Here is a 21,775-nt window from a genome sequence, read left to right on the forward strand (position 1 = left end):
TTTAGTTGTTTCATATCTGTGAAAAATTGATAAAATAGAGATAGACGAAAAATGTGATTGGGCATGTTGTCCTTTCACTTTTTTCTTTTTTACTAGAAACATATAAAAGGTATCCTCTTAGAATGGGAGGTTTTAAGATATGATAGAACAATTTCAGGATAGGATTCCCCCTCAAAATATAGAAGCCGAACAGGCTGTACTAGGAGCCATTTTTCTTGAGCCATCTTCATTGACCGTTACATCGGAAGTTTTGATTCCAGAGGATTTTTACAGAAGTTCTCATCAAAAAATCTTTAATGTGATGCTTAAGTTGAATGACGAAGGAAAAGCTGTCGACTTGATCACGGTGACAGAGGAACTGGCTGCGACAAAAAACCTTGAAGAAGTTGGCGGCGTTTCTTATTTAAGTGAATTGGCCGGATCGGTGCCTACCGCGGCCAATATTGAATATTATGCCCGCATCGTCGAGGAGAAGTCATTGCTTCGTCGTTTGATCAGGACAGCGACCAACATCGCTCAGGAAGGCTACAGTCGCGAGGACGAGGTCGAGGAGCTGCTCGGGGAAGCAGAAAAAACGATCATGGAAGTGGCCCAGCGTAAGAATTCCGGGGCTTTTCAAAATATTAAGGATGTATTGGTGCGGACGTACGATAACATAGAAATTTTGACTACCCGTAAAGGGGATGTCACGGGAATACCGACAGGATTTGCTGAACTGGATCGAATGACAGCAGGGTTCCAACGTAATGACCTCATCATAGTCGGCGCCCGTCCTTCTGTTGGTAAAACCGCTTTTGCATTGAATATCGCTCAAAACGTTGCGACCAAAACGGAGGAGAATGTAGCGATTTTCAGTCTTGAAATGGGTGCAGAGCAGCTCGTTATGCGTATGCTCTGTGCTGAAGGAAACATCAACGCTCAGAATTTACGGACAGGTTCCTTAACTGATGAGGATTGGCGTAAACTGACGATGGCGATGGGAAGCTTGTCGAATGCAGGCATTTATATCGATGATACACCAGGTGTGAGGATTGGTGAAATCCGTTCAAAATGCCGTCGTTTGAAGCAGGAACATGGCCTTGGCATGATATTGATCGATTACCTGCAGTTGATTCAAGGCGATGGTCGTTCAGGCGACAATCGCCAGCAAGAGGTATCCGAGATTTCACGTTCACTCAAAGCGCTCGCTCGTGAACTTCAAGTGCCCGTCATCGCCCTTTCCCAGCTATCGCGGGGAGTGGAACAGCGTCAGGATAAGCGCCCGATGATGTCTGATATCCGGGAATCCGGGAGTATCGAGCAAGATGCTGATATCGTCGCATTCTTATACCGTGATGATTATTATGATAAAGAATCCGAGAATAAAAATATCATCGAAATCATTATAGCGAAACAGCGTAATGGTCCAGTAGGCACGGTTTCGCTTGCATTCGTAAAAGAATATAATAAATTCGTTAACCTTGAACGTCGCTTCGATGATGATTCGATGTCTCCCGGCGCCTAGGGAACTGCCTGTCATTCATGCAATGGCGGGCTTTCTTTGTTTTGGGGAAAAGAAAGGACCTTGTGATAATAGAAAAAGAAATCAAAGGGTACAATAATGATTGACAATCCAAAAAACCAATGTAAAACCGGAAAGAATTTTCTTATATTTACGAACGAAGTATTTATTGAAATGTGTATTGTTCGGATTTTGTATTGACTTCCAGTTTGGATTATTGATAAAATAGGTTTGTTTGATAAGAACCGGTTAATGATCGGTATTACGTGAACCTTTGGAGGTGCTTTATTCAGATGTCATCAGTTGTAGTAGTCGGTACACAATGGGGAGACGAAGGTAAAGGTAAAATAACAGATTTTCTATCCCAAAATGCGGAAGCCATCGCTCGTTATCAAGGTGGGAATAATGCAGGGCATACAATAAAATTTAACGGTGTTACCTATAAGCTGCATTTAATTCCGTCAGGGATTTTTTATAGTGATAAGATTTGTGTCATTGGAAATGGTATGGTGGTTGATCCAAAAGCTCTTGTAGAGGAGCTTGCTTATTTACATAGCCACGGAGTGAGTACGGATAATCTTCGTATCTCGAACCGTGCACATGTCATTCTTCCTTACCATATCAAATTGGATGAAGTCGAAGAAGACCGTAAAGGCGCCAACAAAATTGGAACGACTAAAAAGGGAATCGGCCCTGCATATATGGACAAAGCTGCTCGTAACGGAATCCGCATGGCAGACCTTTTGGACCGTGAAATTTTCGAGGAAAAATTGTCTCAAAATCTTGTCGAAAAAAACCGTATGTTTGAACGTTTCTATGAAACGGAAGGTTTCAAAATCGAAGATATCCTGGAAGAGTACTATGAGTACGGACAACAAGTGCAGAAATATGTTTGTGATACATCCGTTGTATTGAATGACGCACTTGATGAAGGAAAACGGGTATTATTCGAAGGGGCACAAGGTGTTATGCTTGATATCGATCAAGGAACATACCCATTCGTCACTTCATCTAACCCAGTTGCAGGTGGAGTTACAATCGGTTCTGGTGTAGGTCCTACGAAAATCAACCATGTGGTTGGAGTATGTAAAGCATATACAAGCCGTGTGGGCGATGGTCCTTTCCCAACAGAATTACATGATGAAGTCGGCAACCAAATCCGGGAAATTGGCCGTGAATATGGTACAACTACAGGCAGACCGCGCCGTGTAGGCTGGTTTGACGCTGTTGTCGTTCGCCATGCTCGCCGTGTCAGCGGGATTACCGATTTATCATTGAACTCGATTGACGTATTATCAGGTCTTGATACGGTCAAAATTTGTGTGGCTTATGATTACAAAGGCGAGATCATTCATGAGGTTCCAGCGACTTTGAAAGCGATTGGCGAATGTAAACCAGTCTATGAAGAGCTTCCAGGCTGGCCAGAAGACATCACAGGTTGCAAATCATTGGATGAGCTTCCAGAGAACGCTCGCCACTATGTAGAGCGCGTATCTCAATTGGTAGGCATTCCTTTGACGACTTTCTCTGTCGGTCCTGACCGTAACCAAACTAATGTCGTGAGAAGCCCTTGGCGTCTAGCGTAATTCATGAAAAGGGAGCTGGCTTTTTTTGCCGGCTCTTTTTTCATTATTAAGATCCATGCACTATATGTCACGTTAGGGAGGTCCGGGATACCGAATGAATGGATTGAAACAGTAGGGAAAATGAAAAAGATAAGAAAAAAATAATTTTATTTCAAAAAACTATTGCCTAAACTGTATTAACCATGATATTATCAAAAGCGTCGTCACAATAGAACGAGCCATTAACAAGCTGCATGGAGATGTGAAGACATCCTGCAAAGAAACATTTCATTAGAACGAGCCATTAGCTCAGTTGGTAGAGCATCTGACTTTTAATCAGAGGGTCGAAGGTTCGAATCCTTCATGGCTCACCATTTTTTCCGGCCCATTGGTCAAGCGGTTAAGACACCGCCCTTTCACGGCGGTAACACGGGTTCGAATCCCGTATGGGTCACTTCTTTATATAAATGCTTTACTGGTCCCGTGGTGTAGCGGTTAACATGCCTGCCTGTCACGCAGGAGATCGCGGGTTCGATTCCCGTCGGGACCGCCATTTTATTTTTTAAAAATAGAATATTTGGCTCAGTAGCTCAGTCGGTAGAGCAAAGGACTGAAAATCCTTGTGTCGGCGGTTCGATTCCGTCCTGAGCCATCCTTTTAATAACGCCTTTCCTTTAGGGCGTTTTTTTGTTTTGCATCCAATGTATTTTAAATGAAATTTTGTTAATAGATTGTTAACGATTTGTAACATACCAATTTCGGCCAATTCGGCATATGACTCGCTATTAACCTTACTGGGCTTAGTTCCACTCCTTTTTCCGCAGTTTATTGAACCTTTCCCAATACCATATTTATTGGTACATGTTGTCACCATTTATACAGTTCTATTACATTATGAAGTCTGTTTCTTGTTTTTTTTCTTAATATGGTAGAGTTATGAGTGATAAAAATCATTATAGAAATCAGTCATAAGCATGTGGATATTTAAATCGGACTAATAAAACTCAAAATAAATTTGATTAGTTTCTTAATTGGTGACTGAGCCGTTAAGGAGGACAATATATGTTTAGCTCAAAAGGTAAGGGGATCATCCTGTTGATGGTTTCCGTCATTTTAGTGCTTGCAGGAAATCGGGCAACTGCTGCTGGGCTATCGGAAACTACAACCATACAGCATGTTTATCTTAACGATGAGTTCATCGGAAGTGTGACGGATGAAACGGAAATCGAAAAGATCGTAGCCGATAAGGTAGAAGAAGCACAGGAAGATTATCCTGACTTTACATTCGATAAGGAGACACAGCTGACATTTGTACCTGAAGAGGTATTCGTTGAAGAGGTAAAAGAGGACCAGGCTGTTAAGGATATTCAAGATCGGTTGAATGTGAAGGCAAAGGCGTATGAAATCGACATAGATAATCAGGCGGTCGCTTATGTTGCGTCAAAGGAAAATGCCGAGGACGTTATGGAGAAAATCACTTTATTATATGTAGATGAAGAGGAATACGCTGAATACGAATCAGGTAAAAAGGAAAGTGATAAAGATGCGGATTCGTTAAATGAGCCAGGAAGTAGAATTCTGGACATCGTATTTTCACTTCCCATTACGTTTAAAGAGACAATGGTATATCCACGCGAAATCAAGAGCGTCGATAAAACCCTTTCCATGATAGAAGAAGGAAAGGAAGAAAAGACGATTTATGAGGCCAAGGAAGAAGAGGATCTTGAAGCCATTGCCACTAGGCATGATATGGACCTGGACCAACTGCTGGAGCTAAATCCGGGACAGGATGAGAACAAAGGTATTAAAGAGGGCGAGCGTCTCTATGTGACCCAGCGTACCCCCTATGTGAACGTAATGGTAGAAAGAGAAGTGTTTAAGGAAGAGAGGATTCCTTTTGAAAAGAAAGTGAAGGAGGATGACGAACTTCCTAAGGGCGAACTCATTACTGAACAAATAGGGAATGAGGGGATTCAGGCGTTCACCTATAATGTAACTGAAACAAACGGGAAGAAAATCAGTGAAACGATTGTAAAAAAAGAGGTCACGGAAGCAAAAACAGAAATCACCAGAAAAGGCACCAAGGTCATTCCTTCACAGGGCAGCGGTATATATTCATGGCCTGCAGATGGGGGCTATATTTCCAGCAAGCAGGGCCAGCGCTGGGGGAAACTTCATAAAGGCATTGATATTGCCCGGCCAACCACCAGGACAATAACGGCAGCAGATCATGGGATAATCGAAACTGCCGGAAACTCCGGAGGATATGGAAATAAGATAACGATCAATCATAATAATGGGTACAAGACCGTGTATGCCCATTTGGATTCAATAGATGTAAAAGCAGGACAAAAGATTGAAAAAGGCACGAAAATTGGCATGATGGGTTCAACAGGGCACTCGACCGGTGTCCACCTCCATTTTGAAATATATAAAAACGAGTCTCTCGTCAATCCGCTAAACTATATAAGTCAGTAATCGCTGGAAGTCTTCGAAAAATATTCGAAGACTTCTTCTGCTTCATACATAGATGAGAATAATAGGAAAAAGGTGATTTAATGCCTATAAAATGATAAAGTAGAATAGAGACAATTTGCTTTCATCCCGGTGTTCAGCCCCTTTTATTGGGTATATATATATACCTTTGCTGAATTAGGTTGCCAGCTTGGTGCAAGCAGAAGGAAAAGTGAATGAGGTCCCGGATAAGGACACGGTTTTTAATAGATTCAGTTCAGTTATTAAAAAGGAGATAAGTACATGGATAAAAAGATTCTGGTAGTGGATGACGAAAAGCCAATTGCTGATATATTGCAATTCAATCTAAAAAAAGAAGGCTACGAAGTTTTTTGTGCTTATGATGGCAATGAAGCTCTCAAAATGGTAGAAGAACGGCAACCTGATTTGATTTTACTTGATATCATGCTGCCGCAGCGCGATGGGATGGAAGTTTGCAGGGAAGTAAGGAAGAAGTATGAAACGCCAATCATCATGTTAACGGCAAAAGATTCAGAGATAGATAAGGTCTTAGGATTGGAGCTTGGTGCAGACGACTATGTGACAAAGCCATTTAGTACCCGGGAAATAATTGCCCGCGTTAAGGCGAACCTAAGACGTCAGCAAGCTGTTCCGGTTCCCGATCAAGAAAATGAACCGAAGGAAATTACGATAGGAACGCTCACTATCCATCCGGATGCCTATGTGGTATCCAAGCGCGGCGATACGATTGAATTGACGCATCGTGAATTTGAGTTGCTTCATTACCTAGCGAAGCACATCGGTCAGGTCATGACAAGGGAGCACTTATTACAAACCGTGTGGGGCTATGATTATTTCGGTGATGTGCGGACGGTCGATGTAACGGTCAGACGTCTTCGTGAGAAGATTGAAGACAATCCAAGCCATCCTGGCTGGATTGTAACTAGAAGAGGGGTCGGTTATTACCTGCGTAACCCTGAACAGGAGTAGTTTCTATGAAAAAAGGTTGGTTTTTTTCGCTCAATTCATTTTAAATTTGTTCTGATTTATGTCTTGCTCATTTTCGTAGCGATGCAAATAATCGGGGTATATTTTGTTGGGGAATTGGAAGAAAATCTTGTCGGGAACTTCACGAAATCAATAAAAGGTCACGTTAACCTGCTTACCTACAGTATTGGTGAAGAAATGGAAAAAGAGAGGGGAGAGGAAGATCCAACCCTCGAAGAAGCGATTGATTCGATATTGAAAGACCGGGATAATTCATCGAATGATATTTCGGAAGTGCGTGTCATCGACACCCGCAGCAGACGCGTGATCGGAACTTCAGCCCAAAGCAACCAAGGTATCGTAGGAAAGAAGGCAACAGAGGTCCTTATTAAGAATACGCTCACTTTTGGAAAAGAAGATAGTGATGTATTTCGGGATGAGAAAACAGGCAGGCGGCTCTGGGTCCTTTCGACACCCATTGAAGCAAATGGGGAGGTCATTGGCGCCGTCTATGTAATAGCAGAGATGGAAAATGTCTTTGAGCAGATGGATGAAATCAATAGTATCTTCATGACGGGTACGGCCATTGCCCTAGTGATTACGGCCATCTTGGGGATCCTGCTCGCACGGACGATCACCAGACCCATGTCTGATATGAGAAAACAGGCCCTGGTGATGGCGAAAGGGAATTTCTCCAGAAAAGTTAGGGTATATGGCGATGATGAAATTGGTCAGCTAGCCGTCACTTTCAATAATTTGACCAAAAAGCTTCAAGAATCGCAATCAAGCACAGAAGGAGAGCGGCGTAAGCTTTCATCTGTCCTTGCCAATATGACGGATGGCGTCATTTCAACGGACAGGCGCGGTCGGGTGAACTTGATTAATGAACCAGCGGCACAATTATTGAATGTCTCGCGTGAAACCGTCATGAATCAACCGATCATCGAGGTTTTGGGTCTTGAAGAAGAATATAAATTCGAGGATTTACTGGAAGAGCGAGAGTCCGTGATCCTTGATTACAGCAAAAAAAGTCGGCCATTCATTTTGAGGGGGAACTTTTCGGTCATTCAAAAGGAAACGGGATTCGTCAATGGTTTGATTACTGTTTTGCATGATATAACAGAGCAGGAAAAGATCGAGAGCGAACGCAGGGAGTTTGTTGCCAATGTATCGCATGAACTGCGAACGCCGCTTACTACGATGAGAAGTTACCTGGAGGCATTGGCTGAAGGGGCATGGAAGGACGAGGAAATCGCTCCATCCTTTTTAAGCGTGACCCAAAATGAAACGGAGCGAATGATCAGGCTTGTTAATGATCTGTTACAGCTTTCGAAAATGGACAGTAAAGATTACAGGCTTAAAACAGGCTGGGTGAATTTCAATAAATTCTATGACCATATCATCGATCGTTTTGAAATGACGAAAAATGATGATATCACGTTTAAGCGTGATTTGCCGAAGGAAGCTTATTTTGTGGATATTGATGAGGATAAAATCACCCAGGTTCTCTATAATGTAATCTCCAATTCATTAAAGTACTCACCTGAAGGGGGTCAAGTGACTTTCCGTGTCAGGGCATCTGATGGCTTTATCATTGTGAGCATTACAGATCAAGGAGTGGGTATCCCGAAAAACGTCATTGATAAAATATTCGACCGCTTCTACCGTGTGGATAAAGCAAGGGCCCGTAACTTAGGCGGGACCGGTCTTGGTTTAGCGATCGCAAAAGAAATGGTCGTGGCGCATGGAGGGAAAATATGGGCGGAAAGTGTGGATGGAAAAGGAACTACCGTGTTCTTTACACTTCCTTACGAACAGGAAGAAGAGGATGATTGGTCATGAATTTTGAACGTGCAAAAAGCATCATACTGATTATTTTGGTTGGGACAAGCATTTTTTTGACTTGGAGCATTTGGACGTATGAGCCTGAATATGATCAATTTGACCAATCGAATTATATAAGGATTAAAAGCGATGTCCAGATTGTCAGTGATGTCATTAAACCTGTCAGTATCCTTTTTCATGGAAATGGGCAGCATTTCCAGACTTCCGATCCGGTAGAGATAAATGAAATGGAAAAAGAATTTTCGCAATGGCGTTTTACCGGCGTAAAAGAGATATCCGTAAAAAGGCTGCAAAGGAAATTTGATGATTTTGTCCACGAAGATGGGTCGATTGAAATCGAATTTTCCGATGATGTTCCCATCTCCCTTTATAAAACGGTATTGGGTTTTACGGATACGGAAGTGCCTGGATTTTCATTCGATCGAATCATCATTAAACAAAAGGATATCAGTGGTAATGAATCTGCCGTTTATTTTGTTTCCTACGATCAAGGGAAGATCTATCAAGGTATGGTCGACTCTAAAAGACTAAGGCGCTTTATGGATTTGTTTTATACAGGTTCTTACGATAAGCACCCTGAATACACGGCAGAAACCATAAACGGCAAAAGGACGTTGTTCGTTCCTGAAAAATCAGTGACGATCAACAAATTTCAATATTATATCGACTATGTGGATATTGGAGACCTTAAAAACGCTCTATTTATTAATCCGAAGTATGTACGGCAGGACCCCGTTTCGGTCGGTGAGGAATACACGGATGGAACAAGACTGATGACGGTCAATAAAGAGAATTACCTAATTTCTTATATCAATCCGGCACAAAAGAGCAAGTTATTTGGCAGTTCCAGTGATCTTCTCCAAAAGGGCATAGAGTTCATCAATGATCATGCTGGTTGGGAAGATAACAATTACCGCTTTGCCTATATGTCGGAGAATGAGCAGCGAGTGGTATTCCGCTTATTCGTAAATGGTTATCCGGCCTTCAATGAATCCGGAATGACGGAAATCGAGCAAATTTGGGGAAAAGAAGAAATTTATAGCTACGAGCGCCCATACTTTTCACTTGCCTCAGTCCTTCCGTCTGAAGGGTCGGAAACCACTTTAAAAAGTGGCAGGGAAGTCTTGAATACGCTGAAATCGAAAGTAAATATCGACTTCAAGAGCGTAGAGGACATCTCGATTGGCTATAAACTGCATAAATCCCTTGATTCCAAACTTGTCACACTTGTTACACTTGAACCCACTTGGTATTATCGTATCGGCGATAAATGGTTTATTGTGCCTTTTGAAGAAGATACGGGAGGCGATCAAAGTGGATTGGAATAATACAAAGTCAATATTCATCATGGTTTTCTTCGTTTTGAATATTTTCCTTCTTTATCAATTCCTGGAAAAGGTAAATGACTACCAAATTGAAAATTTCACAGAGTCGACAACGGAAGAACTGTTGAAGGAAGATGAGATTTCAATAGAAATCCCACTTCCGAAACAAAAGAAGGATCAATTCCTGATTGCCAACAGCAAGACTTTCGAGAAGGAAGATATACAGTACCTGAAAAATCAAAAAGCGAAAATCATCGATGATAAGAAGCTTGTGGGTACATTTAAAACACCGGTTGGCATGAAAGCGGAAATTCATGCAGCAGATGTTGATATATTCCTGAAGGAGTATATATTAAATGGAAATGAGTATGGTTTTTGGAGCTATGATGAAATCAGCCAGACCATCATCTGCTATCAAGTGGCAGATAAAAAGATGTTTTATAATAATAGTAAGGGGAAGGTCACTTTATATCTGAACAAGAAGGGTGAAATCGTTTCCTATGAACAGATGTATTTAGAGGGGATCGAAAAATTCAATAAACCTAAAGAATTGAAATCTGCCTTAAAGGCTATTGGAGCATTATATCAGAATGGTGATATTGATCCCAAAAGCAAGGTCACGAATGTAAAACTGGGTTTTTATAATTCGCTGCAGACGACATCTGTGTCACATTTACTTGTGCCAACATGGTGGGTGGTCATTGATGACGAAACGGATCTCTTCGTGAATGCTTTTGATGGAGTGGTCATTGAATTGAATACAGAAGAAAAAATATTGGAGTGAGTATAGATGACAATGCATTTTAGTGTTCTCGCAAGCGGGAGTACAGGAAATGCCTTTTTCGTGGAAACGGAGGATCAATCATTCCTTGTCGATGCCGGCTTAAGCGGTAAAGCCCTGGAAGCATTGTTTCAGGATATAGGCCGTGATATGTCGAAGCTATCCGGTATCCTTGTTACCCATGAACACAGCGACCATATTAAAGGTCTTGGCGTGGTTGCCAGAAAACATAAGCTCCCGATATATGCGAATGCAAAAACATGGAATGCCATGGATCGATCAATCGGTGAAATTGCAAGCGAACAAAAATTCACATTTGAAATGGAACAGGTCAAAACGTTCGGCAGTCTTGATATAGAATCTTTTGGCGTTTCACATGATGCGGCAGAGCCGATGTTTTACGTCTTTCATCATGAAGATAAGAAACTTGTGGTCATTACCGATACAGGGTACGTAAGTGATCGGATGAAAGGAATCATCTCGAATGCCGATGCTTATGTATTTGAAAGTAACCATGATGTGTCCATGCTGAGGATGGGAAAATATCCATGGAGCATCAAGCGCCGGATTTTAAGTGATGTCGGACATGTTTGTAATGAAGACGCTGCCCTTGCAATGAGTGAAGTGGCCGGTGATAAGACCAAGCGGATTTACTTGGCCCACTTAAGCCTTGATAATAATATGAAGGATCTAGCAAGAATGTCGGTGGAGCAGACGTTAAAGACAAAGGGGATCATCGTTGGTGAACAATTTTCCTTATATGATACCGACCCGAAAAGACCAACGGAACTTGTTACGTTATAAATAAAAGGAATGGATGAGGGATACCTTGTTCATTCCTTTTTATTTTTTAAAATTTCGATTCGTAAGTTACGAATCGGATTAAAAGGGGTATCGTTTGGTTAGAACTGTATAGGTAAAAGGAAAATGGCTGTATACCAGTCAATTTTAAGTTTTCCCTTAAATAAAAACATGCATTTTTTTAGAAAAAATCCGGTAATTGAGTATAATTGAGGGAGGATACCAAACAATAGAATTGCTATAATTCATTCCTAAAATGAGAGGATGGGGCGGTCTTGGGTTATTATGATCAAAATGATGAGAACCAAAATAAACGGAAAAAAAGCCATACGAGCTATTTTCTAGCAGGCTTGGGGGGCGTCATCATCGGGGCCTTACTTATGTTACCGGGAAGCGGGCTGTTAAATAACGATGATAACGAAACTACAACGGAAAAATCAACGGGGAGTGAGTCCACGGAGCATGCCCAGCAAAACCTTACAGTTGATGTAACAAGTGCCGTCACCAATGCCGTCGATAAAGCCAGCGACGCAGTGGTCGGCATCACTAACATTCAGGAAACGAACTTCTGGGGTCAAGGGAGCAACGCAGAGGACAGTTCGGCAGAAGCCGGCACTGGCTCTGGAGTCGTCTACAAAAAAGATGGCGGCAAGGCCTATATCGTCACGAATAATCACGTCATTGAAGGCGCTAATGAACTGGAAGTGACATTAAGTGATGGCACTAAATTGCCAGCTGAACTGCAAGGTAGTGACCCATGGACAGATTTAGCCGTCATTGTCGTTAATGGTGATAAAATCAAAACCATTGCTGAATTCGGAAAATCCGGCAAATTGAAACCTGGGGAGCCCGTAATTGCCATAGGTAATCCATTAGGACTTCAATTCTCTGGATCGATTACACAAGGGATCATCTCTGGTTTGGAGCGTACGATAGAGGTGGATATCAATGAGGACGGGCAAGTGGATTGGAATGCGGAGGTCATCCAGACCGATGCGGCGATTAACCCAGGTAACAGCGGGGGGGCACTCGTTAATATGTCAGGGCAGGTCATCGGAATAAATTCGATGAAGATTGCAGAAAATGCAGTGGAAGGAATCGGTCTTTCCATCCCAATCGATTCAGTTATACCGATTATTAATGATATAGAAGAATTTGGTGAAGTGAAACGTGCTTTCTTGGGTGTGAACTTGGCATCTGTAGAAGAAATTTCCCAATATCATCAAAAAAATACATTAAAGTTGCCAAGGAAAGTTACTTCTGGGGTTGCAATAACAGGCGTTCAAAGCAACTCTCCAGCATCCAAAGCAGGATTGAAGGAATTTGACGTCGTTGTTGGAATGGATAATGAAAAAATCCATGACGTCGTGGAATTACGAAAATACCTTTACAATGAAAAGAAAATCGGTGATAAAGTAAAAATCATTTATTACCGTGACGGTAAGAAGGAAACTACGGAAGTCACACTTTCAAGCAGCGAAATTTAAAACACAAAAGGACAGGGGGCAGAAAATGCTTCCTGTCCTTTCTATTTCCTTGCGATTTTCTTATTTTTTGTTACGATTACCTGTGGATATATACAGAAATTAAGATTTCAAGTGACTTGTGGATAATTGGGAATAGAAGTACTGGGAATAATGAGGGAAAGGAGATATGAAAGATGAAATTATATTGCTGTCAGGAACACGTGGACATGGCGCTGGATGAAGTGGTATACGAATGTGAAACCTATCCGGTTTTAACGCTGGTTCCCGAAGAAAATCAGTTATCAACAACCTGTGAATATTGTCGAAACGTGGCAATATATCTAGTAGGGAACTAATATTCCCATACAAGATGTGGATAGTTTTTGTGGATATGTGGATAACTTTTGTGGATAACATGTTCGTAACCTGTTCTTAACATTTTCAGAAGAATAAAGCGGAGGTTGGAATGGTTTAGATTCAAGCTTTTGGATGTACGAATAATCAATCATGTTTTTTTATCGGATCTGAACTATGTCCAGCCTAATTTCTTCAATAAACATTAAAAAATAATGAAAGTTACCGTTGCCGCTTTCAGGGGCAGCGGTTTTCATTTTATAAGCATTAAAAATTGGAAAGGATATGCTTGTTTTGCTTATAGGTCACTGTAAGGTATGATAATAGGTAGGCAAATCCAACAATTGATAGTAAAAACATAAAGAAAGCTAGAGGATATATATGAAAATAACGATTATTACTGTTGGCAAGCTAAAGGAAAAATACTTAAAGCAAGGAATTGCTGAATATACAAAAAGGTTAAGCGCCTATGCTAATATAGAACTTGTCGAAGTACCGGATGAAAAAGCTCCGGAGAACCTGAGTGCAGCGGACATGGACATTGTAAAGCAAAAGGAGGGTGAACGAATCCTGGCGAAAGTCAGCCCGGACACCTACGTAATAACGCTTGAGATCAATGGAAAACAGCTTACTTCAGAGCAGCTGGCCAGTCATATGGATCAGCTCGCCACTTATGGAAAGAGCAAAATTGCCTTTATTATTGGCGGGTCGCTTGGGCTTGGCACTGAAGTGTTATCAAGAAGTGATTATGCCCTTTCCTTCTCGAAAATGACCTTTCCGCATCAATTAATGAAACTGGTTCTAGTGGAGCAAATATATCGGGCTTTTCGGATAAATAGAAATGAACCATATCATAAATGAATGAACTAATTCCAGGGGGAATTCCCCGTAAGGTTAATGGATTAAAATATTAAATCTTAATGTAATGAAAAGAGGGTAACGAATGAATAAAGAGTCCATTTATGGTTTAACATTCGAACAATTGACAGCATGGCTTTTGGACCATGGCCATAAAAAATTCAGGGCTTCCCAAGTCTGGGAGTGGCTTTATAGAACACGTGTGACGAATTTCTCTGAAATGACAGATGTTAATAAAGAGTGCATAAAATTACTTGAAGAGCACTTTGTCATCCAGACTTTGACTGAGCACGTTAAGCAGGAATCAGCAGATGGTACGATCAAATTCTTGTTTAAATTACAGGATGGAAATCTTATCGAAACGGTTATGATGAGACATAAATACGGAATTTCGGTTTGTGTCACCACCCAAGTGGGCTGCAATATTGGCTGCAGTTTCTGTGCCAGTGGATTATTGGCCAAAAGCCGTGATTTATCCAGCGGGGAAATAGTGGAACAAATCATGAACGTTCAACTGCATCTGGATAAATTGGAACAAGAGGATGTTGTAAGCCATGTTGTAGTAATGGGTATTGGTGAGCCGTTCGATAACTTTGAAAATATGATAGACTTTTTGAAGGTGCTCATGGACCATAAGGGTCTTGCTATCGCTGCTAGGCGGATTACTGTTTCGACGAGCGGTCTTGCCAATAAGATTTATGAATTCACCGATACCCAATTACAGGTGAATCTGGCCATCTCATTACATGCGCCGAATAATGAACTCAGGACACGAATCATGAAAATAAACCGAGGTATTCCGATAGAAAAATTGATGAAATCTCTTGATTATTATTTAGAGAAAACGAATAGGAGAATTACGATTGAATATATCCTATTGAAAGATGTCAATGACCATCAAGAAGAAGCCGAGCAACTCGCCAACCTTCTTGATGACAAAAAACATCGGCTCTATGTCAACCTGATTCCATATAATCCTGTAGATGAGCATAGTCAATACCAAAGAAGTGAAAAAGAGTCCGTTCTCTCGTTTTATGATACGCTGAAAAAGAGAGGCGTAAATTGTAAAATCCGCCAAGAAACATGGAACGGATATTGATGCGGCTTGCGGCCAGCTTAGAAGCAAACAAATCAAGAAAGCTGAAGCCCAGTAATTCACTAAGAGAAACCAACAAAAAGAGGTCGCATATTTCGCGGCCTCTTTTGGCGTGATTTTATTATTTAGCTATTTCCTTTACCGAGGCGACTTCATACGTTGTAAGCTCGCTGCCTAGAATTGGAGATTCTTTTTTTGCTTCACCGGAACCTGGTTCAGGCCGTTTATGTGCAGCTTTGAATGCATCGCTATTTCTCCAAGCAGTAAAGTTATCAAGGTTTTCCCAGTACATATTAACGCTCAGTTCATCGTGATCCGACAAATTCTGCGTTAATAATACTTCAACTTTTACGAAGCCCTCCGTGGTATCAAGTGGACCTGGTGCAGTAAATCCTGGGGCCATGACTGCACCCATCCCTTTTTTGACTCTGATTCTATTCGTTACGATTATCATAAATCAGCACTCCTTTTGGACATCGTTTAGAAGCTACACCCTATTTCGGCTTTTATATCATACATATTTTAGCATATTGAAAGAATCAGGGTCCATTTTGATTAACTCAGATCATGATATCCTGATGACCGTTGTTTTAATGAAGACAGAAGTTTCATTATATTGAAATAAGACAATTGAATTTGGTTATTACAAGGTTTATCGATGCATATCGCGTATAATAGAACCTTGTATAAGGAAATTACGATTATGGAAACAATAAAGCAACATACTAAACAACAAAAGAGGCTGTTATATGAATGAATTAAGTTTTACTGATTATACATTAAGCGATGAAATTGTAAGGGCATTAGAAAGCTTGGGATATCAACGTCCGACCGAAGTACAGCGTGAAGTGATTCCAGTGGCGCTAAAAAAGAGGGATCTTGTCGTTAAATCCCAAACAGGAAGTGGCAAGACCGCTTCATTCGGCATACCGATATGCGAAATGGTCGATTGGGAGGAGAATAAGCCACAGGCGCTTATTTTAACACCGACACGTGAGCTTGCTGTACAGGTAAAAGAGGATATTACGAATATAGGCAGATTTAAAAGGATTAAGGCTACTGCGGTTTATGGAAAACATCCATTCGCACTGCAAAAAGCGGAATTGAAACAAAAAAGCCATGTAGTCGTTGGAACTCCGGGGCGTGTTCTGGATCATATCGAGAAAGGGACATTCGCCTTGGAACGCTTGACTCATTTAGTTATTGATGAAGCGGATGAAATGCTGAATATGGGCTTCATTGAACAAGTGGAAGCCATTATTAAAGAGCTTCCGAAAGATAGAGTAACCATGCTGTTCTCTGCTACGTTACCTGAGAGTATAAAAAAGCTATGCAAGCAATATATGAAAGATCCTTTGGATATTGAAATAAAAGCAAAGGGTTTAACGACGGAGAAAATTGAACACGCTCTTATTGAAGTGAAAGAAGATGATAAGTTTTCCCTGCTTAGAGACGTCACCATCACGGAAAACCCCGATAGCTGCATCATTTTCTGCCGAACGAAAGATAGGGTAGACCAAGTATGCGAACAGCTGCTGGAACTGGAATATCCGTGTGATATGATTCACGGCGGCATGCTTCAGGAAGATCGCCTTGCAGTGATGAATGAATTCAGAAGAGGTGAATTCCGTTATTTGGTTGCGACAGATGTTGCTGCACGTGGAATTGACATCGACAATATAACCCATGTGATTAACTATGACCTGCCATTGGAAAAGGAAAGTTATGTACATCGGACTGGAAGAACGGGCCGTGCCGGCAAAAAAGGAAAAGCCATTACTTTTGTGACGCCGTACGAAGACAAATTCCTTAATGAGATTCAAGGCTATATCGGTTTTGAAATCCCTAAGATGACTGTTCCTTCAAAAGAGGAAGTCTCCAATAAAAAAATGGAGTTCGAAGAGAAACTGGGAGCTCGTCCAAAGATCAAAAAAGATAAAAGTGAACAATTGAATAAACAAATCATGAAGCTGTATTTTAATGGCGGCAAGAAAAAGAAAATCAGGGCTGTGGATTTTGTCGGAACCATCGCAAAGATTGATGGAGTGAATGCAGAGGACATCGGGATCATTACGATCCAGGATAATGTTTCTTATGTGGAAATATTGAATGAAAAAGGACCGCTTGTCTTGAAAGTGATGAAAAATACGAAGGTAAAAGGCAAACTTTTGAAGGTTTCAGAGGCCTTTAAGAACTAAAGGTGTTGAATAAAAAGAAGCGGGAAGACCGAAAAGTGGTCTTTTCGCTTCTTTTTTATATGTTTTTTCCCCATTATAGCCAAGCTAAACTATTTTGGAATAGCATGACGGAAGTGGAGAAGGAGCATATTATTCAGGCTTTCCACTTTGAAGTGGGAAAAGTGAAAAGTAAGGACGTTCAGCAGCAAATTGTCGAGATGTTCAGCCATGTAGATGTCGAACTGGCTAAAACAATCGCTATTGGAGTGGGCGTGAATCCCCCAGCCAACAAGAGTGAGGTCAAAATGGATTTGGCTTCTCCGGCCTTAAGCCAGGAACGAATGAAAGTGAAAACGGCGGCAACAAGAAAAGTGGCAATCTTGGCTGCAGATGGTTTCAACGGGTCAGAGGTTAATCAAATTTTGGGATCATTTAAATCGGCTGGTATAACGGCTGAAATCATCAGTAAAAATCGTGGAGTGATTACAAGTTCCGAAGGACAGCAGGTTGAGGCGGATCAGACATTCCTGACAGCTGATTCGGTACTTTTCGATGCTGTATATGTGGCAGGAGGCCAGGATAGTGTCGATGCCCTAAAGGCATCCAAGGAACCAATTTACTTTATTGATGAAGCCTACAATCATTTCAAAGCGATTGGTGCGGGAAAAGAAGGAGCCGAGATCTTATCGAAGGCAGGATTCGTTTCCAATGATCCAGCCGCAGGCATTGTAGCTGTTACGGATAAAAATAGTGGTTCTGCCTTTATCGAGGCAATTGCCAAGCACCGTCACTGGAAGCGCACTTAATATTGGATGAAAACCCCCCAGACTTGGATTCGGGGGGGGGGGTCAATAAAGACATTTCGTATCAAGCTACTTTGCTTTTTCTTCAAAAAGCGATGCAATGCCAACGATCACCTTAGTGGCCAGGATCATGTTATCGACGGAAATAAATTCATATTTGCCATGAAAGTTCTCCCCGCCCGTAAAGATGTTGGGTGTTGGCAGGCCCATATACGATAATTGAGAACCGTCCGTACCACCGCGTATTGGCGAGATTTTCGGTTTTATATCGAGTTTCTCCATTACTTCATGGGCAATATCCACGATTTCCTTCACGGGCTCAATTTTTTCCTTCATGTTGAAGTATTGGTCCTGTAATTCAAGCTGGATACGGTTGCGCCCATATTTTTCTTTTAAATCTTCGATCACTTTTGTTATATATCCCTTGCGCTCATTAAATTTCTGGCGGTCGAAATCCCTGATGATGTATGAAAGCTTGGTCTCTTCCACATCACCGTGAAATGAAAGCAGATGATAAAATCCTTCGTAACCCTCCGTATATTCCGGTGCTTCTGCCACTGGGAGCGTATCATGGAATTCCATGGCGATTTTCGCCGAGTTCACCATTTTTCCTTTAGCCGTACCAGGGTGAATATTCGTCCCTTTGATCAGGATTTTGGCCGATGCCGCATTGAAGCTCTCATATTCAAGTTCTCCCAGTGGGCCACCGTCCACGGTGTAGGCAAATTGGGCATCAAAAGCAACTACATCAAACTTATGGGGTCCCCTGCCGATTTCCTCATCGGGAGTAAAAGCAACACGGATTTTTCCATGCTTGATTTCCGGATGCTGGATCAAATAATCCATCGCAGTCATGATTTCGGCAATTCCAGCCTTATTATCTGCTCCCAAAAGGGTTGTACCATCCGTTGTAATCAAGGTATGCCCTTTATAGTCCTTAAGCGAAGGAAAATCATCAGGTGAAAGAATGATCTCCAATTTTTCATGTAAAGTAAGATCTTTGCCATCATAGTTGTCAACGATTTTCGGTTTTACATCTTTTCCAGTGAAATCCGTTGCTGTATCGACATGGGCCAAGAAACCGATTGTCGGGACATCCTTATTTGAATTGGCTGGCAAGGTTGCCATGACATAGCCGTTCCGATCAATTGTCACTTCCTTCATCCCAATGGATTGAAGTTCCTGGACCAATGCATTTGCCAAGGTCAACTGTCCGGGCGTAGAGGGGCATGAGGGATTTTCCTCATTCGATTGGGTATCCACTTTCACATAAGAAGTGAATCTTTCAATGATTTCATTTTTCACTCTTCCTTCAACTCCTTATTCCCTTATCTTACCATGATTGATTGAAATGGAAAAATTATCTTGCTCTAGGCGACGTACAGATATACCTCCAAATTTTCAAGGGAGGTGTCATCAGCAAAGAACAGCATATCTGCAAAAGACATGGCGTTCTTTGCTATCTCTTTTTAGAGTGGCTTATTCAAGGCCCATACGGATACGCTTTTCCCATGAACGGGAAAGGTCGCGAAACCATCTTCTTCAATGGTAATGTGGTCATCTCTATGACAAGTTAAATCACTCCAGATTTCACCAGCCCGATGTTCACCGACGAACATCTTTTTTTCACTGTTGTGATCTCCATTCGAGATAATGACGGCACACCCCGAGCCTTCTAGCTCTTCAACTCCGTGCCGGACCCAGCCTATCGTATTTGGATCATCAAAGTAGTCCGTCTGTTCTCCGTAAGCTTTTTCATACCTAGCATATAATAGGCGATCTAGAATATCCTTTTTCCCAGGCACCGGAGAAGGTCCACCGATTCCATAATAGTCCCCGTAAAAGACACACGGATAACCGCAAAGTCTCAGCAAGGTAAGGGCATATGCCGATGGTTTAAACCAGTCCTTTACCCAAGATTCCAGTGATTCATGAGGCTGGGAGTCATGGTTGTCGACAAAGGTGACGGCCTGTGCCGGATTGGTTTTGACGAGGGTATCATCAAAGATGGTTGAGAGGTCGAAGTCTGTTCCTGCTTTTGAGGCCTCATGAAATTTATAATGCAGGGAAACATCGAACAAGTTGAGGTCATGATTGGTTTGCTCTAAGTAAGTTTGACAAGCTTTAACATCCGCCTTCCAAAATTCGCCGACCATGAAGAAATGTTCCTTTGTATAAGGAATGAGTTCTTGGAGAAATTCATTGATGAATTCATAATCGATATGTTTAACGGCGTCCAAACGAAAACCATCACACTTTAACGTATCAACCATCCATTTTCCCCAACTAATCATTTCCTGACGAACTTCTGGCAGGCTGTAATCGATGTTGGCAAACATCAAATAATCATAGTTTCCGAATTCATCGATGACATGCTGATTCCAGTGCTTATTTTCGCCTGTGATTCGATATACACCCATTTTGTCGTTTTCGGCATCATAGTCCGTACCATTAAAATGAGTATGGTTCCACTTAAAATCCGAGTATTTATTTTTACGGCCTGGAAAATCGAATTTTGTCCAGCCTTCCATTTCAAATGGTTCTGAGATATCTTCCATACGGTTGTCTGGATTGACTTCAATGACTTCAAATTTTTCGGTTCCGTCAGCTCCCGCTTTATGGTTCATGACTAAATCGATATAAACACAAAGTCCGTAGTTATGACAGGTGGCTATTGCTTGCAGCAGTTCATCTTTGGTCCCGTATTTGGTACGAACTGTTCCTTTTTGGTCAAATTCCCCCAAATCGTAACCGTCATATATTCCATATCCATTATCCCCAACGGATTGCCCTTTGGTAACTGGCGGAAGCCAAACGCAGTCAATACCTATATCCTTCAACTTGGAGGCTGCATTTTTCAATCTGTCCCAATGAGAACCATCTGCCTCTAGATGCCACTCAAAAAATTGCATCATCGTATGATTTCTTTTCATCCGTTCCCCCCCTGACACCGACCCGTTTTTAACAAAAGTGAAACCGTACGATCGGATGAAGTAATAATGGAAATCTTTACCCCGAAAATTCAAATGATAAACAAGTGAACAACCCTCTTGATTGAGGTTCATTCACCTCTCTATTTTACTATTTTATACCAAAAAAGGGTATTTTATATTGATTGGCAGCTAAAAATTATTCAAATGTTGAGGAGTAGCCCGGAAAAGGCTATACACCAATTCAATAAAAAAGGTATCCCGAATATTTTGGGATACCTCAGAATGTAGATGATTCGAGGAAAGCAGTTTGCCTACAGTTTCTTTAAAAAACGTTCCAGGTGTTTTCAGAAATTCGCTCCTTTTCCGCCGACTGTCTGCCAAGCCTCCTCGCCGCAAGCGCCTTTGGTGTCATGGCTAGCCAGTTATTCGGCAGGAGTGCCGCAAATTTCTTCAAATCCAGTGAGGGTTTCAAAAAACAGTAAAAACCATTAGTATACCCTAATCTTAATCATGTTTCGGAATGGGACCATTCCTAACCTATTGGAGGGGGATAGTCTAATATCCTTTTTTACCTCTTCGTTTAAAGAAGTGGGAGAAAGCCATTGCACCTAATAATAAGATTAGGAGCACGGAAGATAGAATGATCATATCTTTGGAGGAGCTGCTGTTACCTGCCCCCTTTTGGCCCATGTTCCCGTTTATACCAGGAGGTGCACTATTCCCGCCACGGTCCATGGCAGCCCCATTCTCGCCGCCGCCCATACCGCTTTCTGTCTCGGCTTCCACAAACATTTTTATATTCAATAGA

General features: G+C 41.6%; 17 protein-coding genes, 4 tRNA genes and 1 pseudogene. 18 read left to right on the forward strand and 4 right to left on the reverse strand.

Features of this window, described 5'->3' with window-relative positions; translation table 11 throughout:
* Positions 1-139 precede the first annotated feature (139 nt).
* The 16 genes and pseudogenes from dnaB to rlmN all read left to right on the forward strand — a co-directional run bounded on the left by dnaB (position 140) and on the right by rlmN (position 15,112).
* On the forward strand, positions 140-1,504 hold the full coding sequence (dnaB, locus tag QFZ73_RS11415) for a replicative DNA helicase (RefSeq protein ID WP_251427299.1): 1,365 nt from the start codon (positions 140-142) through the stop codon (positions 1,502-1,504).
* Between the two features lie 290 nt (positions 1,505-1,794).
* Positions 1,795-3,087 carry an adenylosuccinate synthase gene (locus tag QFZ73_RS11420; RefSeq protein ID WP_251427296.1) on the forward strand — a complete coding sequence of 431 codons (1,293 nt, stop codon included), beginning with the start codon at positions 1,795-1,797 and terminating at the stop codon, positions 3,085-3,087.
* Between the two features lie 277 nt (positions 3,088-3,364).
* Positions 3,365-3,440, forward strand: a tRNA-Lys gene (locus tag QFZ73_RS11425).
* Between the two features lie 8 nt (positions 3,441-3,448).
* Positions 3,449-3,520, forward strand: a tRNA-Glu gene (locus QFZ73_RS11430).
* A gap of 23 nt (positions 3,521-3,543) precedes the next feature.
* Positions 3,544-3,619: transfer RNA gene (locus QFZ73_RS11435), tRNA-Asp, on the forward strand.
* A 26-nt stretch (positions 3,620-3,645) separates the two neighbouring features.
* Positions 3,646-3,718, forward strand: a tRNA-Phe gene (locus tag QFZ73_RS11440).
* 410 nt (positions 3,719-4,128) lie between these two features.
* A complete protein-coding gene (locus QFZ73_RS11445) occupies positions 4,129-5,544 on the forward strand; it encodes a peptidoglycan DD-metalloendopeptidase family protein (RefSeq protein WP_307266035.1) in 1,416 nt (471 codons plus the stop codon).
* Positions 5,545-5,823: 279 nt separating this feature from the next.
* On the forward strand, positions 5,824-6,531 hold the full coding sequence (gene yycF / locus QFZ73_RS11450) for a response regulator YycF (RefSeq protein WP_034316131.1): 708 nt from the start codon (positions 5,824-5,826) through the stop codon (positions 6,529-6,531).
* 33 nt (positions 6,532-6,564) lie between these two features.
* Positions 6,565-8,370: a cell wall metabolism sensor histidine kinase WalK gene (gene walK, locus QFZ73_RS11455; RefSeq protein WP_307272738.1), complete on the forward strand. Its 1,806-nt coding sequence runs from the start codon at positions 6,565-6,567 to the stop codon at positions 8,368-8,370.
* Positions 8,367-9,701, forward strand: a complete 1,335-nt coding sequence (locus QFZ73_RS11460; protein WP_307266039.1) for a YycH family regulatory protein — start codon at positions 8,367-8,369, stop codon at positions 9,699-9,701. Before walK ends, QFZ73_RS11460 begins: the two co-directional genes overlap by 4 nt.
* Positions 9,688-10,482: a two-component system regulatory protein YycI gene (locus tag QFZ73_RS11465; protein ID WP_307266041.1), complete on the forward strand. Its 795-nt coding sequence runs from the start codon at positions 9,688-9,690 to the stop codon at positions 10,480-10,482. The genes QFZ73_RS11460 and QFZ73_RS11465 overlap by 14 nt, the downstream gene beginning before the upstream one ends.
* A gap of 6 nt (positions 10,483-10,488) precedes the next feature.
* Complete coding sequence (locus QFZ73_RS11470) at positions 10,489-11,283, forward strand: MBL fold metallo-hydrolase (protein ID WP_251427274.1); 795 nt, start codon at positions 10,489-10,491, stop codon at positions 11,281-11,283.
* A 272-nt stretch (positions 11,284-11,555) separates the two neighbouring features.
* Positions 11,556-12,767 carry a S1C family serine protease gene (locus tag QFZ73_RS11475; protein ID WP_307266044.1) on the forward strand — a complete coding sequence of 404 codons (1,212 nt, stop codon included), beginning with the start codon at positions 11,556-11,558 and terminating at the stop codon, positions 12,765-12,767.
* 173 nt (positions 12,768-12,940) lie between these two features.
* Entirely contained in the window at positions 12,941-13,102 is a 162-nt protein-coding gene (locus QFZ73_RS11480) for a CxxH/CxxC protein (RefSeq protein ID WP_065310847.1), read from the forward strand.
* 379 nt (positions 13,103-13,481) lie between these two features.
* The gene (gene rlmH, locus QFZ73_RS11485; RefSeq protein WP_307266048.1) at positions 13,482-13,961 is read left to right on the forward strand and encodes a 23S rRNA (pseudouridine(1915)-N(3))-methyltransferase RlmH; all 480 of its coding nucleotides are present in this window, start codon (positions 13,482-13,484) and stop codon (positions 13,959-13,961) included.
* A gap of 82 nt (positions 13,962-14,043) precedes the next feature.
* Positions 14,044-15,112: pseudogene (gene rlmN, locus QFZ73_RS11490) on the forward strand (dual-specificity RNA methyltransferase RlmN).
* A 63-nt stretch (positions 15,113-15,175) separates the two neighbouring features.
* Here the strand turns inward: rlmN and QFZ73_RS11495 are convergent.
* Positions 15,176-15,508: a heme oxygenase gene (locus QFZ73_RS11495; RefSeq protein WP_063234288.1), complete on the reverse strand. Its 333-nt coding sequence runs from the start codon at positions 15,506-15,508 to the stop codon at positions 15,176-15,178.
* Between the two features lie 295 nt (positions 15,509-15,803).
* Between QFZ73_RS11495 and QFZ73_RS11500 the strand changes: the two genes are divergently transcribed.
* Both QFZ73_RS11500 and QFZ73_RS11505 read left to right on the forward strand, forming a co-directional pair.
* Entirely contained in the window at positions 15,804-17,252 is a 1,449-nt protein-coding gene (locus QFZ73_RS11500) for a DEAD/DEAH box helicase (protein ID WP_251427266.1), read from the forward strand.
* A 5-nt stretch (positions 17,253-17,257) separates the two neighbouring features.
* The gene (locus tag QFZ73_RS11505) at positions 17,258-18,037 is read left to right on the forward strand and encodes a catalase-related domain-containing protein (protein WP_307266051.1); all 780 of its coding nucleotides are present in this window, start codon (positions 17,258-17,260) and stop codon (positions 18,035-18,037) included.
* A 66-nt stretch (positions 18,038-18,103) separates the two neighbouring features.
* On the opposite strand, the gene pepT is transcribed toward QFZ73_RS11505, so the two are convergent.
* The 3 genes from pepT to QFZ73_RS11520 all read right to left on the reverse strand — a co-directional run bounded on the left by pepT (position 18,104) and on the right by QFZ73_RS11520 (position 21,759).
* Positions 18,104-19,339, reverse strand: a complete 1,236-nt coding sequence (gene pepT / locus QFZ73_RS11510; RefSeq protein WP_307266053.1) for a peptidase T — start codon at positions 19,337-19,339, stop codon at positions 18,104-18,106.
* A gap of 164 nt (positions 19,340-19,503) precedes the next feature.
* Positions 19,504-20,967 carry an alpha-amylase gene (locus QFZ73_RS11515; protein ID WP_307266055.1) on the reverse strand — a complete coding sequence of 488 codons (1,464 nt, stop codon included), beginning with the start codon at positions 20,965-20,967 and terminating at the stop codon, positions 19,504-19,506.
* A gap of 555 nt (positions 20,968-21,522) precedes the next feature.
* Positions 21,523-21,759: a hypothetical protein gene (locus QFZ73_RS11520; RefSeq protein WP_251427254.1), complete on the reverse strand. Its 237-nt coding sequence runs from the start codon at positions 21,757-21,759 to the stop codon at positions 21,523-21,525.
* Positions 21,760-21,775 lie beyond the last annotated feature (16 nt).

Origin of the sequence: Peribacillus sp. V2I11 (assembly GCF_030817135.1) — a bacterium.
Taxonomy (GTDB): Bacteria; Bacillota; Bacilli; order Bacillales; family DSM-1321; genus Peribacillus; species Peribacillus simplex.

What these genes read in the sequence shown, in the direction of transcription:
- QFZ73_RS11460 (WP_307266039.1), top strand. Translation starts at nt 8,367, where the DNA reads ATGAATTTTGAACGTGCAAAAAGCATCATACTGATTATTTTGGTTGGG.
- QFZ73_RS11515 (WP_307266055.1), bottom strand. Translation starts at nt 20,967, where the DNA reads ATGAAAAGAAATCATACGATGATGCAATTTTTTGAGTGGCATCTAGAG.
- rlmH (WP_307266048.1), top strand. Translation starts at nt 13,482, where the DNA reads ATGAAAATAACGATTATTACTGTTGGCAAGCTAAAGGAAAAATACTTA.
- yycF (WP_034316131.1), top strand. Translation starts at nt 5,824, where the DNA reads ATGGATAAAAAGATTCTGGTAGTGGATGACGAAAAGCCAATTGCTGAT.
- QFZ73_RS11445 (WP_307266035.1), top strand. Translation starts at nt 4,129, where the DNA reads ATGTTTAGCTCAAAAGGTAAGGGGATCATCCTGTTGATGGTTTCCGTC.
- QFZ73_RS11520 (WP_251427254.1), bottom strand. Translation starts at nt 21,759, where the DNA reads ATGTTTGTGGAAGCCGAGACAGAAAGCGGTATGGGCGGCGGCGAGAAT.
- QFZ73_RS11495 (WP_063234288.1), bottom strand. Translation starts at nt 15,508, where the DNA reads ATGATAATCGTAACGAATAGAATCAGAGTCAAAAAAGGGATGGGTGCA.
- QFZ73_RS11500 (WP_251427266.1), top strand. Translation starts at nt 15,804, where the DNA reads ATGAATGAATTAAGTTTTACTGATTATACATTAAGCGATGAAATTGTA.
- QFZ73_RS11480 (WP_065310847.1), top strand. Translation starts at nt 12,941, where the DNA reads ATGAAATTATATTGCTGTCAGGAACACGTGGACATGGCGCTGGATGAA.
- dnaB (WP_251427299.1), top strand. Translation starts at nt 140, where the DNA reads ATGATAGAACAATTTCAGGATAGGATTCCCCCTCAAAATATAGAAGCC.
- QFZ73_RS11470 (WP_251427274.1), top strand. Translation starts at nt 10,489, where the DNA reads ATGACAATGCATTTTAGTGTTCTCGCAAGCGGGAGTACAGGAAATGCC.
- QFZ73_RS11420 (WP_251427296.1), top strand. Translation starts at nt 1,795, where the DNA reads ATGTCATCAGTTGTAGTAGTCGGTACACAATGGGGAGACGAAGGTAAA.